At 46.4% G+C, this 16,851-nt stretch carries 18 protein-coding genes; 5 read left to right on the top strand and 13 right to left on the bottom strand.

The window, feature by feature from the left end; translation table 11 throughout:
• Positions 1 to 42 precede the first annotated feature (42 nt).
• The 3 genes from AC6H1S_RS18985 to AC6H1S_RS18975 all read right to left on the bottom strand — a co-directional run bounded on the left by AC6H1S_RS18985 (position 43) and on the right by AC6H1S_RS18975 (position 4,723).
• On the bottom strand, positions 43 to 1,779 hold the full coding sequence (locus AC6H1S_RS18985; protein ID WP_497564636.1) for a M14 family metallopeptidase: 1,737 nt from the start codon (positions 1,777 to 1,779) through the stop codon (positions 43 to 45).
• Positions 1,780 to 1,789: 10 nt separating this feature from the next.
• Positions 1,790 to 3,430, bottom strand: coding sequence for a M14 family metallopeptidase (locus tag AC6H1S_RS18980; protein WP_497564635.1), 1,641 nt, complete (start codon positions 3,428 to 3,430; stop codon positions 1,790 to 1,792).
• A 93-nt stretch (positions 3,431 to 3,523) separates the two neighbouring features.
• Positions 3,524 to 4,723, bottom strand: coding sequence for a hypothetical protein (locus tag AC6H1S_RS18975; protein WP_497564634.1), 1,200 nt, complete (start codon positions 4,721 to 4,723; stop codon positions 3,524 to 3,526).
• Between the two features lie 110 nt (positions 4,724 to 4,833).
• Here AC6H1S_RS18975 and AC6H1S_RS18970 point away from each other — a divergent pair, with 110 nt between their 5' ends.
• The 3 genes from AC6H1S_RS18970 to AC6H1S_RS18960 are packed head-to-tail and all read left to right on the top strand — an operon-like array spanning position 4,834 to position 7,274.
• Positions 4,834 to 6,237: an aldehyde dehydrogenase family protein gene (locus tag AC6H1S_RS18970; RefSeq protein WP_497564633.1), complete on the top strand. Its 1,404-nt coding sequence runs from the start codon at positions 4,834 to 4,836 to the stop codon at positions 6,235 to 6,237.
• 9 nt (positions 6,238 to 6,246) lie between these two features.
• The gene (locus tag AC6H1S_RS18965; RefSeq protein WP_497564632.1) at positions 6,247 to 6,798 is read left to right on the top strand and encodes a YfiT family bacillithiol transferase; all 552 of its coding nucleotides are present in this window, start codon (positions 6,247 to 6,249) and stop codon (positions 6,796 to 6,798) included.
• Positions 6,795 to 7,274, top strand: coding sequence for a DUF6265 family protein (locus AC6H1S_RS18960; protein ID WP_497564631.1), 480 nt, complete (start codon positions 6,795 to 6,797; stop codon positions 7,272 to 7,274). Before AC6H1S_RS18965 ends, AC6H1S_RS18960 begins: the two co-directional genes overlap by 4 nt.
• 133 nt (positions 7,275 to 7,407) lie before the next feature.
• On the opposite strand, the gene AC6H1S_RS18955 is transcribed toward AC6H1S_RS18960, so the two are convergent.
• From AC6H1S_RS18955 to AC6H1S_RS18910, 10 genes are all read right to left on the bottom strand, one after another.
• A complete protein-coding gene (locus tag AC6H1S_RS18955; protein WP_497564630.1) occupies positions 7,408 to 9,732 on the bottom strand; it encodes a multicopper oxidase domain-containing protein in 2,325 nt (774 codons plus the stop codon).
• Positions 9,733 to 9,805: 73 nt separating this feature from the next.
• The gene (locus AC6H1S_RS18950) at positions 9,806 to 10,294 is read right to left on the bottom strand and encodes a DUF3347 domain-containing protein (protein ID WP_497564629.1); all 489 of its coding nucleotides are present in this window, start codon (positions 10,292 to 10,294) and stop codon (positions 9,806 to 9,808) included.
• Between the two features lie 40 nt (positions 10,295 to 10,334).
• A complete protein-coding gene (locus AC6H1S_RS18945; RefSeq protein ID WP_497564628.1) occupies positions 10,335 to 10,565 on the bottom strand; it encodes a heavy-metal-associated domain-containing protein in 231 nt (76 codons plus the stop codon).
• An 86-nt stretch (positions 10,566 to 10,651) separates the two neighbouring features.
• A complete protein-coding gene (gene ygiD / locus AC6H1S_RS18940; RefSeq protein ID WP_497564627.1) occupies positions 10,652 to 11,479 on the bottom strand; it encodes a 4,5-DOPA-extradiol-dioxygenase in 828 nt (275 codons plus the stop codon).
• Between the two features lie 19 nt (positions 11,480 to 11,498).
• The gene (locus AC6H1S_RS18935; protein WP_199137258.1) at positions 11,499 to 12,092 is read right to left on the bottom strand and encodes a YceI family protein; all 594 of its coding nucleotides are present in this window, start codon (positions 12,090 to 12,092) and stop codon (positions 11,499 to 11,501) included.
• An 87-nt stretch (positions 12,093 to 12,179) separates the two neighbouring features.
• Entirely contained in the window at positions 12,180 to 12,743 is a 564-nt protein-coding gene (locus tag AC6H1S_RS18930) for an AraC family transcriptional regulator (RefSeq protein WP_497564626.1), read from the bottom strand.
• Positions 12,744 to 13,244 (bottom strand): DUF3347 domain-containing protein, encoded by a 501-nt coding sequence (locus AC6H1S_RS18925; RefSeq protein ID WP_497564625.1) that lies wholly within the window; start codon positions 13,242 to 13,244, stop codon positions 12,744 to 12,746.
• A gap of 6 nt (positions 13,245 to 13,250) precedes the next feature.
• Complete coding sequence (locus AC6H1S_RS18920) at positions 13,251 to 14,060, bottom strand: hypothetical protein (protein ID WP_497564624.1); 810 nt, start codon at positions 14,058 to 14,060, stop codon at positions 13,251 to 13,253.
• Between the two features lie 6 nt (positions 14,061 to 14,066).
• Positions 14,067 to 14,603 (bottom strand): heavy-metal-associated domain-containing protein, encoded by a 537-nt coding sequence (locus AC6H1S_RS18915; protein ID WP_199137266.1) that lies wholly within the window; start codon positions 14,601 to 14,603, stop codon positions 14,067 to 14,069.
• 99 nt (positions 14,604 to 14,702) lie between these two features.
• Complete coding sequence (locus tag AC6H1S_RS18910; protein ID WP_441339457.1) at positions 14,703 to 15,104, bottom strand: HYC_CC_PP family protein; 402 nt, start codon at positions 15,102 to 15,104, stop codon at positions 14,703 to 14,705.
• A 245-nt stretch (positions 15,105 to 15,349) separates the two neighbouring features.
• Here AC6H1S_RS18910 and AC6H1S_RS18905 point away from each other — a divergent pair, with 245 nt between their 5' ends.
• Both AC6H1S_RS18905 and AC6H1S_RS18900 read left to right on the top strand, forming a co-directional pair.
• Positions 15,350 to 16,066 (top strand): peptidylprolyl isomerase, encoded by a 717-nt coding sequence (locus AC6H1S_RS18905; protein ID WP_497564623.1) that lies wholly within the window; start codon positions 15,350 to 15,352, stop codon positions 16,064 to 16,066.
• A gap of 3 nt (positions 16,067 to 16,069) precedes the next feature.
• Positions 16,070 to 16,837 (top strand): exodeoxyribonuclease III, encoded by a 768-nt coding sequence (locus tag AC6H1S_RS18900; RefSeq protein WP_199137272.1) that lies wholly within the window; start codon positions 16,070 to 16,072, stop codon positions 16,835 to 16,837.
• Positions 16,838 to 16,851: the final 14 nt, after the last annotated feature.

Raw genomic sequence — 16,851 nt, 5'->3', positions numbered from 1 at the left:
TTTTTTGTGCCCCAAGCCGAACTTAACCTGGGGCGTTGATGCTTAATTTGACTTGCTGGCTACACCGCCTTTTTTGCTGCTTACGTTTACGGTAAATTTGCTGCCACCTTTGACCAGCCAGCGCACGGTGACATAAGAATTGCCTGCAATGTTGCCTACCTTGATGTTGGCCGGATCCAGTTTTTGTTCGGTGGTTATTCCCAAATCGCGGTTGTTGACCACCATGCCCGCTACTACGGTTCCGCCGGTTAGCGAAATGATGTCAGGGGTTTCGATGTTGTTTTTCACATCTTGACTCGAGTGGGTAGGAATCATCCTTTCGTTGCTTACAACAGCCGTTACTTGTGTTAATCCGCCACCAATTTCTTTCACCTCAATTTCGCCGACACTTAGCTTAGGCGTATTGTAGGCATGAAAAATACTGAAGGCCATGTTGCGGTGCGCATCGCTTTCGAGCAGGAAGCCCGGATGCAAACGGGTATAGGTTTTCTTGAACCCACCGATTTCGATATCTCCATATTGCGGATGTTTAAACGGATGCCAATCTACGAAGGCATCTTTCATCAGCAGGTCTTTATCGAAGCTGTATAGCTGCGCCTGACTGTCTTCGCCATCGGTTTTGTTGTACATCGAATAGCCTGTCCACAACTCGTTAGAGAACGTGTAGATGCCACGTCCACCGTAAAACCAATCGAGTTCGCCACCAAAAACCGAATACAGGTCTTTGTAAACCACCAAATACTTGTAACCCGGCAACATTTCTTCGCCTTTTTTGCCCAAGGCATCGTATACGCGAACATCTAAGGCATTGTAGGTGTCTAAATCTTCCAAAGCGCCTGGCCCTCTCAAAATCATACCGCCATTGTTGTGGTACGACTGTGCGGCGGCGATGTTCGGATGTTTCATCACAAAATCAACAATAGCCCTGTTTTCAGGTAAAGAGAAAGGATATTTGTAGGCTCCGCTTTGGATGTAATTAGGTTGCCAGTTCCAGCCCCAATCGCGGTTCGGATCGTAGGCCCCTTCGCCGTCTTCGTTTACGAAACCATCGCCATCGTTGTCAATTCCTTCCGAACCCAGAAGTTCATAAAAATCGCCTTTTTCGTCGTTGCCTACCATAATCATGCGGCGCGGATCGCTTGGATCTACCTTGAAACGTCCGGTTGGGCTTTTGCGACGCATCATGACAATGTGGCCATCGCCATCCAAATCGTCGAAACCGTCTTCATTGGTAGCCCCATCACGGTCGTTATCGATTGGAATCATGCCCGAGCGTGGCGAGTGCGCCGTATTAGCCTGGTGAATGAAGTTATCCCTTGCATCAGGATTGATGGTTGGCGCAATATAAAATGTTTTATCAGCCAGCAGCGATTGAATGGTTTTATTGCCGGCATTGAACATCTCGGCCAGATACCAAGCAGTGTACAAGGCAAATTCGCTGCCCTGTATTTCGTTAGAGTGGATGTTGCCATCGATGTACATGGCCGGTTTTTTATCGGCGTTGCCTACTTTGGTATCGGTAATGGTCATTACCCAAAGGTCTTTGCCCTGAAACGATTTGCCCATCGATTCGAGCTTAACCAGGTTAGGGTGCGCCGCGGCTAGTTTTTTGCAGATATCGGTAATGGCCGCATAGTCGTTATAGCGGTTCCAGCTTACCATTACTTTGGGATTGGGTGGCGTACCTACCGCAGCCAATATATTTTCGGGTTTTTGAGCCCTCGAAACTCCGGCGCACAAAATCATTGCAGCCAGAAGAATAGTTTGTTTAATTCTCATTGTGTTTTGATTATAGTGCTACCTCAATTGATTTGCTGCCTGTGGTTGGACTGCCGGCATCGATGGTTACCTTGCCTGTACCCTTAATTAGCCAGGTCAATTCCTTAAAATCTTTACCGGCTATGCTTTCCAGCGTTTGCGACTTACGGCCGCTTACCACGGTTTGGTTGGCATTGGTATTTACTTTTACGGCAATTTTTTTGAGAAAGTAACTGCGATCGCCCACTTTGGTATAGGTTGGCAAATCGCCATTGTTCATCACCTTTAGGGTTACGCGGGTTAAGCCATCGGCTAATTTTTCGGTTTTAAGGCCAATCAGTTCAAGCTGTGGCGCCATGGCGGCCAAGCCAATCAGGAAATCGGTGTGCTTGCCCACAATGCCATCCACCATTTTGTAGGGCGGATTGTTGAGCACAAACGGATCCAGGCCGCCTACTTCAACGGTCTGTCCCGGAAAATCAGGATGTTGAACCGCTTTCCAAGGCGTAAAGGTATCGGTAATGCCTTGGCTGGCTGCCCAACGCAGGTAGGAAGCTACGGCATCGTCATTGGTTAGTTTCTTTTCTTTTTTAGCCGAATCGGGGGCTACTTTCGGCACCCACCATCCCGGTGTGCTGAGGCTCAATCTGCCATAATGGAAATAGGCCCATTGCGAAAAGTCGCCGCTTTCGGCCTGTGTTTTCGGGGCGTCTTTGGTTTTGGTGATTTTATTGTAACGCTCCGAAACCAGCGCGTTGCTTTTCACATCGGCATCGAACCAGCTGGTAATTACGCGTTTGGCTACTCCGGCAGGGTTAAAAGTTACCGGGGCCGAAAGGTTGTTTACCGGACCGAAGGTAACTACAGCGTATACATTAAAAGCGTCGAACAGGAAATCGAACAAAGCCCTGTTCTCTTTTTCTGAAACGGCATATTCGCCGGCGCCCGGAATAAAGTTTTTGTAGTTGTAGCTTGAGTTTTTGTTGAAATGTACTCCTCCCTCGCCATCTTCGTTAAAATCGCCGTCTTTATCATTATCGATACCTTCTGGCAACAGGATGTACTTGCCGTTTTCGCCTTTGTTGGGGTCGGCCAGGATCAGCGAGCGCTGATCGTCTGGATTAAGTTTGTACTTGCCGGTTGGGTCTAGCACGCGCATCCAGGTAATTTTGCCGTTGCCATCCAAATCGTCAACATCGTCTTCGTTCAGTTTGCCATCGCGGTCATCGTCGGTTTTGGTGGCATTGCCACTGCGCTCTGATCTGACCTTAGCAAAATACTGCTCGGTTGCATCGGGGCTCATGTTTGGAAAAACATAGAAGGTCTGTTTGTTCAGCAGGTTTTTGATGCTATCTGTTTGGGCCGCTGCCATTAGTTTTTCGGCAAAGCCAATAGCCATTTCAACACCCAAGAGGTGCTTGCCTTCTACGCCGCCAACTACGGCAATAGCAGGTTTCTGATCAGCCTTTGCGCCACCAATGGTGAGCATCCAGATGTCTTTGCCACCTGCGGTTTGGGTTAGCGATTTCGATTTAACCCATTGCGGGTATTTTTCGGCCAGGGCTTTAACCCTTTGGGCTAAACGGGCGCTGTTGCTGTAATCTTGTTGCTGTGCGAGGACAGGGCACAGCAAAGCCAGAAAAAACAGTTGAAAAAGGTAAAGTTTCTTCATATTTGTTTGAGGTTATGCGTGCAATTTATAGAAAAAAGCATTGACCTAACCTAAAGTACGGCAAGATTTTACAAATGTTACAGTGTGGCTTTTCTAGCGCACCACTTTGCCTTTGGGATCTACGTTTACATTAAATGGAGGCATGTAATCCTGTAGCAAAACTGCAAGCTCACGCCGACTGATCTGCCTGGCCGGATCGAGCTTGGTTGCGAATTTATAAGTGGCATTCCATTTTTTTTCTAATTCTTTTTTGGTGGTTTCTGGCGATTTATTGCCCACGTAGCAAATCATTTCGATGGCGCCGCCGATGGTTAGCTGGCTGTTCTTGTAATCGTCGAACCAGATTTGAGCCTTGTAATAGAAATCCTTGATCGGCTGCTTCACTTCTTCGGTACCAACCAAGTTATCAGGCAAAAACTTGGCGCCCGTGCTTCCAATCCCGGCTTTGATTACACCTGTGAGGCCTACCATCTGGATGGCTTTCCAATTCGGATCATCATTTTTGATGTCTTCGAAGGGCATCAGGTTTAATTTGTAGCCGATGAGTTCGCCTTGAATCTTTTTTAAATCGGAAAGCGAGGTTTTGGTTTTGAAAAACGCCGCATAGGCTGCGGTTGCACCACCGGCCTGTCCGAGCAGCATACTTTGCTCATCCTTCATCCAAATCAGGTTTTCTTGTTGCGGAATCAGCAACTGATAGAGCGAAAAAATATGAGCCGTATTATCGCCAAGGCTTTTGCCAGCGGCTATATTTGTTCGGTAAATGGTGTTCGAATAGTCGAGTTTTTCCCAATATTGGGCCGGAGCCGTAATTTTAAGTGCATCATTAAGTTTTGCATCGCCTGGATTGATGAGTACTTGTGGTTTTAGCGTGCGTCCATCGCTGAGCTTAAAGTACCAGTTATTGCCAGAACGTTCGGCTTTGGTCCACATCACGTTTTTGATTACCGTTAAATTCTTGATGCTATCTGTCCATTTAATCAGCACCTCGTTGGCGGTTTGCTTATCAAAAGCAACAGACTGGGTGCTGTCTGTTATTTGTTTGGCTATACGCAGTTTTTTAAGGAAAGTGGCTTGAATGCCCGAGCTGAGGTCTGCTCCGATTGGCGAAATATCAAAACCTCCGGCCTGTAATAAAATGGTGGTTTTTACGCCCGAATTGGCCGATTGTATGGCTGCGGCTACTGCAGCATTTCCATTGCCAACTACCAATACACCTGGCTTTAGCGTCTGTGCTTTTACGGTAGTGGTGGTGATCAGCAGGCCAAAGGCAAAAAATAAAAGTTTCTTCATGCTCAAAAGGGAGTGTATTATTTATGCAATATGCTGTAATAAGATGTATTTTTCATGAATTTACTGATCGTTTAACTATATTTAACAATGTCAACCCCTAGCTGTAAGGTATGATGCACCAAAAAATCGATTTTGTTTTTGAAGCACAACAAGTGTACAAATATACGCTTAGAAAGCAAAATGCGGCCTCGCGAATGGCCAAACTTAAACTGCTGAAAGAAGCCATCGCAAGGCATGAAGACGAAATTAACCTGGCCCTGCACAAAGACCTCAGAAAAAGCCAGTTCGAAACCGCCGTTACCGAGCTCCTTTTCGTTTATGGCGAGCTCGATTTTGCCATTAAAAACCTTCGCGATTGGATGCGCCCCAAACGGGCAGGCAAAACCCTGAGCAATCCTTTTTCAAAAAACAGGATTTATTACGAACCCAAAGGCGTTTGCCTGATTATGGCGCCATGGAACTATCCTTTTCAATTGACCATGAGCCCGCTCATTTCGGCCATTGCCGCCGGTAACTGCGTGATGCTGAAGCCCTCCGAAATCAGTCAGGCAACCAGCGCCGTTGTGGGCAAGATCATCGCCAGTGTTTTTGACGAGCAGGAGGTAGCTTGCTTTGAGGGCAATGCCGATTTGGCTACGGCGCTGCTCAAACTCCCTTTCGATCATATTTTTTTTACCGGGAGCACGGCCATCGGCAAAATTGTGATGGAAGCCGCCGCCAAAAACCTGTGTTCGGTTACGCTAGAACTGGGGGGCAAATCGCCTACGCTTATTGACCGTGAGGTTGACCTGCCAAAAGCCGTAGAGAAGATTGCCTGGGGCAAACTGATCAACAGTGGCCAAACCTGCATTGCACCCGATTACGTTTTTGTTCCCCAAGAACGGGTTGACGAATTTATTGGCCTGTACAAAAGCGCCGCCGAAAAGCTGTTTTTCAAAAGTCAGGCGCAAATTGAGCCCCGGGCTTATGCCAAGATCATTAGCCCCAAACACTTTAGTCGTTTAAAGCACCTGGTTGACGAAGCCGTTGAAAAAGGAGCAAGAATTAATTGGGGAGGTACTTTCGACGAAAAAAGTCAAACCATTTATCCCGTGCTGCTCAGCCAGATACCAGCCAACGCACAAGTAATGAAAGAAGAAATTTTTGGCCCGGTCCTTCCTATCATCGCTTACCAGGATATTGACGAGGCTATGGCGCAGCTTAACGCAAAAAGCAAGCCTTTGGCCCTCTACATTTTCAGCAAAAACGCTAAAAACATTAAAAAAATCATTAAAAACACCAGTTCGGGTGGGGTTTGCGTAAACGATGTGCTGGTTCATATTGCCAATCCCAAACTGCCTTTTGGCGGGGTAAACAGCAGCGGCATAGGCAGCAGCCATGGTGTTTTCGGATTCAGGAATTTTTCGCACGAACGGGCTGTGGTTTTTCAGTCGAAGCTCAATTTTAACCGTATGGTTTATCCGCCCTACCAAGGGAAGGAATGGCTGCTTAAACTCTTACGGAAAATTATGTAATTTGGCTTTATGCAAGATTTGGAGCTCCTCAGGTATCCCATTGGAAAATATCTGCCACCAACCACAATAAACATTGGACATATTCAGTTATGGATAGAAGATTTGATCGAATTGCCACAATTGATTGCACAAGCCACCATTCATTTAAGCGAAGAAGAGCTCGAAACCCCTTATCGCCCTGACGGCTGGACGGTTAGACAGGTGGTGCATCATTTGGCCGATAGCCATATCAATGCCTATACGAGGGTAAGGCTTACGCTAACTGAAGATGATCCAACCATCAGGCCTTATTTTGAAGAGCGTTGGGCCGAGCTGCCAGATGCCAAAAATGGCGATATCCAGCTGTCTATTGCTCTTTTAACGGCCATCCATCAAAGATGGGTTGTGCTTTTAAAAACCTTGTTTCCTGAAGATTTCGAGCGGCGCTATTTCCACCCCGAATCCAAGCAACAGCATACATTAGGCTACCTGATAGGCAATTATGCCTGGCATGGCAAACACCATTTGGCCCACATTGAAGCGGCCTTAAAAATTAACCATCAACAAAATATAAACCGATGAAAAAAAGTTTTTCTCTTGCCCTTATCGCATTAGGGCTTTGCATTGGCCAGCTTGCCGCTGCGCAAACACCTGCGCTAAAGCAGTTTAATTTTATGCTGGGCTATTGGCAAACCAAAACACCTAAAGGCAAAATAACCGAAAACTGGCAAACAACGCCCGAAGGCCTGACTGGCAAAAGCTACCGCCACGACCTTAAAGGCGACAGCACGATGATGGAAAGCGTGGAGCTTAAAAAAGCTGGAAACGATATTGTTTTTGTCGTTACCGGAATGGAGAAAGACAATGAAGGAACCACCAGCTTTAAATTGGTTTCGGGCGCCAAGAACCGCTTTGTTTTCGAAAACAAGGCCCATGATTTTCCGCAGCGCATTGTGTACGAAAACCAGGGAAAAGATAAGCTCCTGGCCTGGATTGAAGGCAGCGTAAGCGGCAAGCTGATCAAGTCTGAATTTAACTACAAAAGGAAGAAATATTAACGATAAGACTCTTTCATGGTCTGTGTCTCACAGACCATTTACATTATTTATTCCAATCTATCACCACCTCTTGTGCTTCGCATGAGGTGTAGAGGCAAAATGCCTAATCGGCAACCGACATCACAAATCTTCCTTAGTAGCTCAACGCCAATCCGGCTCCAAAACCCATATCGCTGTCGTAGTGTGCACCCACAGCGATATTCTTAGTGGCAATAAAACGTAGGCCACCCATGTACTCTTTATCGGTGTTGATCATAAAGCTTGCCCTCAAGCGTTTAGAAACCGGAATATCTTCGCGCATCAGCTGCAAACGTACATTGCCATCGTGGTACACTTCGGCCCTGGCCTGCAACAGCATCGGCAAGGTATATTGAACCCCGAGGCTCACTACCGCCCTGTTGTCTTTGGTGTTCTTTTGGCCAAAAATATTTTTTTCCTGTTCATCTTCGCCCATGCGTCGATAGCGCCAATCGAAGCCAACAAAGGGCATCAGCCATTGCATGCGGTCAAGATAGCGGCCAATGTGGGTTTCGGTTTCGAAGCCGTGCATTTTGTTATAGCCCAAGCGCCATTCGGTACTGATGTTCCAACGGGTATTGGCCAACATGGCCATACCATCGTTGCCGTTGCTGGCAAAATCGTTTTCGGCCATGAAATGGAACATCCGGTCGTCGGCAAAAAGCTTGCGCTGCGCCAATTTGGGGTTTGGTATTTCCGGATTAGGTGGCGAGTTTTCGTAGCTAAAAACCCGTCCCATGCCACTCATCATGTGGTACAAAATATGGCAGTGGAAAAACCAGTCGCCACTTTCTGAAGCCGCAAATTCGATGGTATCTCTTTCCATCGGCATAATATCGAGCACGTTTTTCAACGGTGCATATTCGCCTTGCTTGTTCAATATCCTGAAATCGTGGCCATGCAAGTGCATCGGATGCCGCATCATGCTGTTGTTGTAGAGCACAATACGCACGTTTTCTCCTTTTTTAATCAAGATCCTGTCTGCTTCGGAAACCGTTTTATTATCCATGGTCCACACATACCTGTTCATGTTGCCAGTGAGCTCGAATTTGAGCTCTTTGGTAGGCCCTTTGGGCAAGGTAGTTTTAACCAGCGACCGCAGCATTTCGTAATTGAGCGTAACGATGTTCGAGTTGCTCATAGGCATATCCATGCCTTCCATATCGTGTCCGGCCATGGGTTCGTCCATTTCGGGGTACATTACGGTATTCATGTCCATGATTTGATTCTGCATTTTCATGCCTTTCATCTCGATCATGTTGCCGTTCATGTCCATCATGTCGTTCATCATTTTCATCCCTTCAAAATACTTGAGTTTAGGCATTTTTTGGGCGCTTATTTTTTCGCCCTGCCCTAGCCAAAGCGAAGCCGATTTGGTGCGGTCTTCGGGGGTAACCAAAAACTCGTAGCTTTTATTTTCGGGTATGGTTACCACCACATCATACGTTTCTGATACGGCAATGATCAAGCGGTCTACCTCAACCGGTAACACGTCGTTGCCATCGCTGGCCACTACGGTTATTTTACCACCGGCATAACTGAGCCAGAAATAGGACGATGCGCCGGCATTGGCAATGCGCAGCCGCACCTTATCTCCAGCCTTAAAGTTTTGGGCATTAAACTGTGGCTGTCCATTGATCAGAAAGCGATCGTAGTAAACATCGCTTACGTCCATGGCGTTCATGCGTTTCCATTCGTTGGTCACTTTCGTACCAAAATGACCTTCTCTGATGGCTTCGGCATAGCTTTGGGTGGTTCCTTTTTTAATGGCAAACCAGTCTGTGGCATTATGCAGGCCACGGTCTATCTGCTCGGGCTTCCTATCGGCCCATTCGCTCAGCACTATCGGGAGGGTCGGAATATCGGGTTCTTCGCGCTTGTTCAAAATCATGGCGCCATACATGCCTATCTGTTCCTGCAATTCGGTGTGGCTGTGGTACCAATGCGTGCCGCTTTGAATGATCGGGAACCTGTATACATAAGTGCTATGAGGCTTAATGGGCATTTGCGTTAAGTTGGGCACGCCATCGTAGCGATTGGGCAAAAACAAGCCATGCCAATGCAGCGACGTTTCCTCGTCGAGGTTGTTGTGCACATAGATTTCGGCAGTATCACCTTCGGTAAAGGTTAAGGTAGGCATCGGGATGCTTCCGTTTACGGCAATAGCGCGCTTAGGCTTGCCGGTAAAATTAACGATGGTATCGGCCACATACAGATCATAACGAACAGTTCGAGGCTTATTGGTGCTTTTAGCCGTTTTAAAGGTCAGCGGTGCCGAGACCATGGCCTTTTTTTCCGTCTTTTTTTCGGGCACCAGCTTCATGCCACACTTAGGGCATTTGCCCGGTTTTTCTTCCCTAATTTCGGGATGCATTGGGCAGGTATATATTTCTTTTTCTTGTGCAAAGGCTTGTTTGACCATCGCAAAAATGCTGATCATACAGATTAAGCTTAAAAAAACGAGCTTTTTCATAGGCAATTGAACGCGCAAGATCGACCTGCCGCTAGGGTTGTTAGTTAATGGTATCGGTTATTTTGCCACAGGTAAGCATGCTTTTCCCATAATATGGATTTTTGATGGCTTGTTCGCTGCTTAGCCAGTACATTTTTTTCATGGGGCAATATTCTTGGTAAATGGGCTGGGCCGACAATTTGATAGCCTTGGCCAAAGCATACAGGTTAGCAGAAAAAGTAGCGAAATGATCCCGCTGATGGACAATGTCCTTGCTTTCTGAAATATGTTCGGCATCAAAAGCCAGCTTTTCCTTCAGCGTTAGAAAGGCTTTTCGGTTGGGCTCGGCCAGGCTTTTACCATCGATGGTCTTAATCGTAGTCAAAAATTCGGTTGCTTTGGCTCCGGCCTCGGTGGCATTACCGTTTACCAGGGCATCTTTAACGCCATAGTAGCTGGCTAGCAATTGGGCGGGTTCGTTTTTAACCTGTGCAAAAGCACTAATCAAGGCCACGCCTATTAATGCCAAGGTTAATGTTAGTTTTTTCATGATTTTATGTTTTGGGTTATGAATTTGACTAAATCCGAGCCTAAATTGGCTTGCTAGAAGCAATAGCAGAAACTTGGTATTTGGAACTGGCACCACCAAGAGCTTCCTGCAGGACGTCAAGACCAATAGGCCTATCCATGGTTATGGTAGCCGTGTTGTCGGTTTTAGAAACTTCTACTTCGGTAATTTCGGGCAACAAAAGCAGGTTGCTTTTTACTTTATTTTCGCAATGCGAACAGGTCATGCCTGTTACTTGATAGGTATGTGTCATTCTTTATTTTTGATAGACAAAATTACCTACAAGCCAAGCCTTTGCTGTTATATCCTGACCAAAAAGATTTATATAATTACAGGTGTTTAAGCGCCAATTTTTACCGAAGTCATGGTTAGTGAACCCCCTACGGCCTTGTCGTTGAACAGGCTTGCTTCTTCGTTTGCCTGTTGCAGGCCCAAAGCATACATCAAAGGCAGGTAGTGCTCGGGGGTTGGGATGGCCAATAAGGCCGCGCTGCCCATTTGTTGGTAATTGATGAGCGGCTTATGGTCTCTGTTCAGGATCAGCGATTTGAATTTTTCGTCCATTTCCAAAGCCCAATCATAGCCGCCGCCATTGATCATTTCCCAACTCATCATCCTCAAGTTGTGCACCATGTTGCCGCTGCCCAAAATCAACACCCCTTTACGTCTCAACGCAGCTAATTCTTGGGCTAATTCATAATGGTAGCGGGCATCTTTGGTATAATCGATGCTGAGCTGCAGGACTGGAATATTGGCTTCGGGATACATGTTTTTGACCACCGACCAAGCACCGTGGTCCAGGCCCCAATCGTGGTCGAGAATTACCGAGGCTCCCTTGATCAATTCGGCGGTTTCCTGCGCCAATTGCGGATTGCCGGGAGCCGGATATTGCACATCGAACAAAGCCTGCGGAAAGCCCCCAAAATCGTGGATGGTTGGTGGAAAATCCATCGCAGTAATCCTCGTGCCACGGGTAAACCAATGCGCCGAAACCACCAATACAGCCTGTGGCACGGGGATATTTTTTGCTATTTCGGCCCATTTGGCACTAAACTCATTTACTTCTATCCCGTTCATGGGCGAGCCATGCCCCATAAAAAGTACGGGCATCAGTTCGGTTGCGCTTAATCCGGAAGTGAAGTTTTTAAATTGGTTTAATGTGTTCATGGACTTAAAAATTTAGGGCTTATTTTGCCTGTACAAATTCGAGGTTCAACGTAATCTTTACGTCTTTGGCCACGCCAGCACCTGTTGGATCGTATTTAATGTTATAATCCAAGCGGTTGATGGTGGTTGTGGCCTGAAAACCTAGCTTGGTGTTTCCTTGCTGGTCTTTAGCAGTGCCACCATAATTCACCCGAAAATCTACGTCTTTGGTCACATCCCTAATGGTCAGCTTGCCCTTCAGTACATAGTTGCCGGTTGTTTGTTTCGATGATTTTGTGGACACTTTTTTAAACGAAGTGCTCTCAAAAGTCATTTTCGGGAATTTCTCGGCATTGAAGAAATCGTCGGTTTTCAAGTGGTTGTCGCGCATTTCCACGCTGGTGCTGATGCTGGCCACATCAACCGTAAAGTTGATCTTGGCATCGCTAAAATCGGCTTTGCTGGCCGTAAAAGAACCGTCGAATTTTTTAAACGAACCTTCTACAAAAGAAATGCCCATGTGTTTAACGTCGAAGCCTACAAAAGAGTGCATCGGATCTACCGTGTATTTGGTTTGGGCAAAAACAGCCATGCTGATGCTGCTCGCCACTAGAAACAGGAATAACTTTTTCATTGTATTTGAGTTTATGTTTTGAGTAATAAACAAAAGTACAACCTGTTATGTTCGTTGTGGTTGACCTATGGTAAGAAAACAAAAACCCTAGATTTCGTCTAGGGTTCTGCGCGATGCCTGTTGAGACTGCTTATAAGCCGATGGCGTTTGCCCGCTTATTTTCTTAAACTGGGCCGACAAATGCGCTACGCTGCTGTAATTGAGCAGGTAGGCCATTTCGCTTAACGAGCTTTCGCCATAGGTAAGCAGCTCTTTTACTTTCTCTATCTTTTGCTGGATTACATATTTTTCGATGGTATTGTGCTCCGTTTCAGAAAACACCGCGCTTAGCGTGCCGTATTCTATGCCCAGCTTTTGGCTCAGGTAATCTGAAAAGTTAACTTTTAAAGGTTCGGTAGCATAATGCACCTGCTCAATAATTGCCGTTTTGGCCTGCTCTACCAATTGTTTCTTTTTATCGGCCAGCAGCTCAAAGCCAAATTTGGCCAATGCCTCGGCAATCGTGTTTGTTTGTGCCTGCGTCAAGCTTTCCTGCGAGAGCTCTACTTCGCCCAAATTAACGGCAACAGGGTTAAAGCCCAGCTGTTCGAGCTCGGCCTTAACCACCATTTTGCACCGGGTGCACACCATATTTTTGACATGCAGTACCATCTACTTTTTGGCAATAGTTTCGGTTACTTCGCCGCAATCGTACATTTTGCTGCCGTAAAACGGATTTTGCACCGCTTCTACTTCGTTTAGCCAACTTCTTTTTACCATCGGACAGTATTGTACATAAACCTCATTGCTATTTAAATTTACGGCTTTTACCAGTTTAATCATGGCCGAAGAAACATTTTCGAAGCTTTTTCTTTGAGCTTTCAGGTCTTTTTCGGCGACCATCGGAGCTGCGTATTTCTTCAGTTCGTCGCTCTGTTTTTTCCACTCGGCCTGTTGTGCAGCAGGCAACGTTTTTACCGGAAAAGCGGCCAAGTTGGCCAACAGGCTTTTGGCGCCCACGCCAGCTTTGGCCACATTATCGGTAGCCAAGGCATTTTTGGCCTCGAAATAAGCCTGCAGGGTTTTGCCAAAGGCCGTTTGGGTTGCGGTTTGTGCCTGAGCGGCGAAGATTGTTACGCTGCATACAGCGATCATTAAAAATACTCTTTTCATTGTTGTTTATTTTAAGACGTTAAAAAAATTAAATTCTACCCTGGCCATATACATGTTTTTAAGGTACCTGTTGTCGAGGTTACCGGCAGCCTGAAAGCGGTAACCCAGGTCGATACGCGTTTGGCTGTTGAGGATGAGCTGTACCGCCGGGGCCAAATCTACATAAGAATGGCCGTTGCCCGGATTGGTTTTGCCCAAAACTTCCAGGTACAGGTTAAAGTTGGGCTGCTTATAGTTCTTGTACACCACAGGCAGCAACAAATAGCCCGACGAAAGGCTGTAGTTGAGCATCTGATCGGGTGCGGGCATGCCAGCCACCTGCTTGCTGGGCCTATCAAAAGCCTGGCTATAGCCCAAAGTGGCCGAAAGGGCCAGTTTATGCAACAGTTGGGTAAAAATCAGGCCGCCTTGCCAGCCGCTGTTATCGCCTTCTAAGTTGATATCTTCGGTAAATGTTGGCCTTTTGCTGGTGCTGATTCTGCCATAAGCGGCCGCGCGGAAATGGCTGTGGGCATCGTCGAGCGACAAAAACCTGTATTTGGCGTAAAAACTGCCTCCTTCTAAACGGTAATTGCCGTCCATATCAGACAGAAAGCCTTGGGCATGGAACATCAGGTTCTTGTTGAAACCCAACATTACCTCGCCTATGGTACGGCTTCTGAAATCGGGACTGAACATACCCTCGTTGGTTAGCCTTACGCCGATAGACTTGGCGGGCATATTGCTGGCCGGTTCAGTATAAACATATAACTCTTGTGCAAACAGGCCCTGTGCACTGCATAGGCAAAGCACAGCAAAGATGATTTTCTTCATCATGCCCAATTAAATGCTAAGGTGGTAAATCCTGGTTTTTTTGCCGTTAACCACCCCCATGCCACTGGCATAAGAATCGAACTTAACCGTACTGGCTTTTTGTTTGAACGCGCTGTTCGAGATAAAGTTTTTGTCGATTATGCTAACCTTAACCGGCCCATTAAGCACCTTGCTTTTGGCATTGGCAAAACGATAAACATTATTGCCCACAATGGCTTGTCCGTTATCGTCTATCTGCGCCTGGTTAAAATTGATGGTGGCTTCTAATTTTCCAACCGAAAAGCCTGCATCCTGAACCTTTTTGTTCAATTGGTCAAAGCTTACAGCCTCGCCTTTTTTAAAGGTCAATACAAAAAGGTTTCTGTTTAAGTCGGGCGTTACCTCGCTGATGTATGGCAGGGTACGCAATGATTTTTCGGTAGCCTGAGAGCACATAGAGCAGGTTAATCCGGTTACCTGCATCTCTACGTTGGTAATTTGTTGGGCCGATGCTTTGTTTATCGCCAAAAGCATCAAAAAAGCGATCGTGATTTTAATCGTTTTCATGTCTGAATTTTTATAAATGAACGGTAATACATCATCTCCCCATGGGGAAATTAATAAACCTACCACGGCCATGCCGTTGCAGGTCGGGGTTCATTTAGGCTAATTCCTGAAAACGCAGTTGAGCAGATGCAGAGAAATCCGCGTGGATTTGGGTGGCGCCTTGTTTTCTACCTTATTGAAGAAATTGGGAAAGTACGGCCTGAAAAAATCGGCCAATCGTTGGCCAAGAATGGTTTCTAAGCTAAAAAGCTTAGGCCATTTAAACGAGCTTTCGGCTTTGTGGTTGTCTTTTACCTTAACTTCTACCTTGGTATTCTTGCAGCAGCCGTCGTCTTTTTGGGTTACCGGTTCGGCTTTGCAGTATTGGCAGGCCACCTCGTTGGTAAACATCGAAACCGATGCCAGTTTGCCCCCGCAAAAGTGCATGCTCAAAGCCACGCCAATTACGCTGCATACGTAAAAGACGGAAAGACCAAGGGCAAGTTTTTGCTTCAGCTTCATGGCAGCAAAGCTATAGATAAATTTTTGAAACCAATGGGGAATAATTGTTAAAAAATGGTAAATATGGTTTGGTGCACTTATTTTGATTATTTTTAAACAACAGATTAACAGCTATTTAACTTACACCTTGACGCTTTAAGCAATGCATCCATCTTTCCAACATTTCAACCTTTCAACATCAACAATAAGCCGAACTAGCGAACCAATTATTTAATTTTATAACTTAGCGCCAACCAAGTCCAAACATGAAAAAGCTTTTTACCTTTTTGCTTTGCCTCTGCTTTGCGCAGGCTTTTGCCGCCAAGCCCAAAAACCAATATATTAGGATAACCACCGCTAAAGGCGAGTGCATCATCAAATTGTACAATGAAACGCCTTTGCACCGCGATAATTTTATCAAACTGGCCAAAGAGGGCTATTACAATGGCACCTTGTTTCACCGGGTTATCAAAGCCTTTATGATCCAAGGTGGCGACCCCGATTCGAAAAATGCCAAGCCTGATTCGCTTTTGGGCAACGGCGGTCCGAAATATACCATACCCGCCGAATTCCGCGACAGCCTTTTCCACAAAAAAGGCGTTTTGGCGGCCGCCAGGGAAGGCGACAACACCAATCCGGAAAAAGCATCCAGTGGCAGCCAGTTCTACATTGTACAAGGCAAGGTTTTTACCGACTCGATGCTCAACGTGCTCGAAGAAAAACGACTGAAATTCAAAATCCCAACCTGGCAACGCGAAGTATATAAAACCATTGGCGGCGTACCGCACCTGGACCGTAACTATACCGTTTATGGCGAAGTGGTTAAAGGCCTGGAAATGGTCGACCAAATTGCCGAGGCTGTTACCGACAAGAACAATCGCCCAAAGGAAGATATCAAAATGACCGTTTCGGTACTTACCAATCGCGAAGCCAGAAAGCTTGAAAGAAAGCTGGCCAAAAAGGCCCGCCAAAAGAATACATAATACATGAAAATCATTTCCTATAACGTTAACGGCATCAGAGCCGCTGCCACCAAAGGTCTTTTCAACTGGCTACAGGCCACCGATGCCGATATGGTCTGCCTGCAGGAAGTAAAGGCCCTTCAAGAGCAGATTCCGGATATTTTAGCGCTCATTGAGCAGCTGGGTTATCATCATTACTGGTTTCCGGCCGAGAAAAAAGGCTATAGTGGTGTTGCCATCCTCACCAAAATTAAGCCCAACCACATCGCCTATGGCTGTGGCGAAGCCTGGATTGATGCCGAAGGCCGAATTTTAAGAGCCGATTTTGATGATTTTTCGCTGATGAGCCTCTACATGCCCTCGGGTTCGAGCGGCGATGAAAGGCAATTGAAAAAATACGAATTCATGCGCTTTTTCGATGTGTACATCGACGAGTTGCGCAAGCTCCATCCCAATTTGATCATTTCGGGCGATTACAACATCTGCCACAAACCTATTGATATCCATAACCCTAAGTCAAATGCCAACTCGTCGGGATTTTTGCCCGAAGAACGCGAGTGGATGGAACTGTTTATGAACAATGGTTTTATCGATTCGTTCAGGCACTTTAACAAAGACCCGCACCACTACACCTGGTGGAGCTACCGTGCCGGTGCACGTGGCAAGAACCTGGGCTGGCGCATCGACTACCATTTGGCTTCGCTGCCGATGGAGCATCGTTTAAAAAATGTAAGGATTTTACCCGATGCCCTGCATTCAGACCATTGTCCGGTTTTATTAGAAATTGATTGATAAACAGGCGGGCT

The sequence above is a fragment of the Pedobacter sp. TM02 genome, from assembly GCF_059705275.1.
The sequence above is the reverse complement of the archived record's forward strand: the minus strand, read 5'-3'. Positions and strand labels throughout refer to the sequence as shown.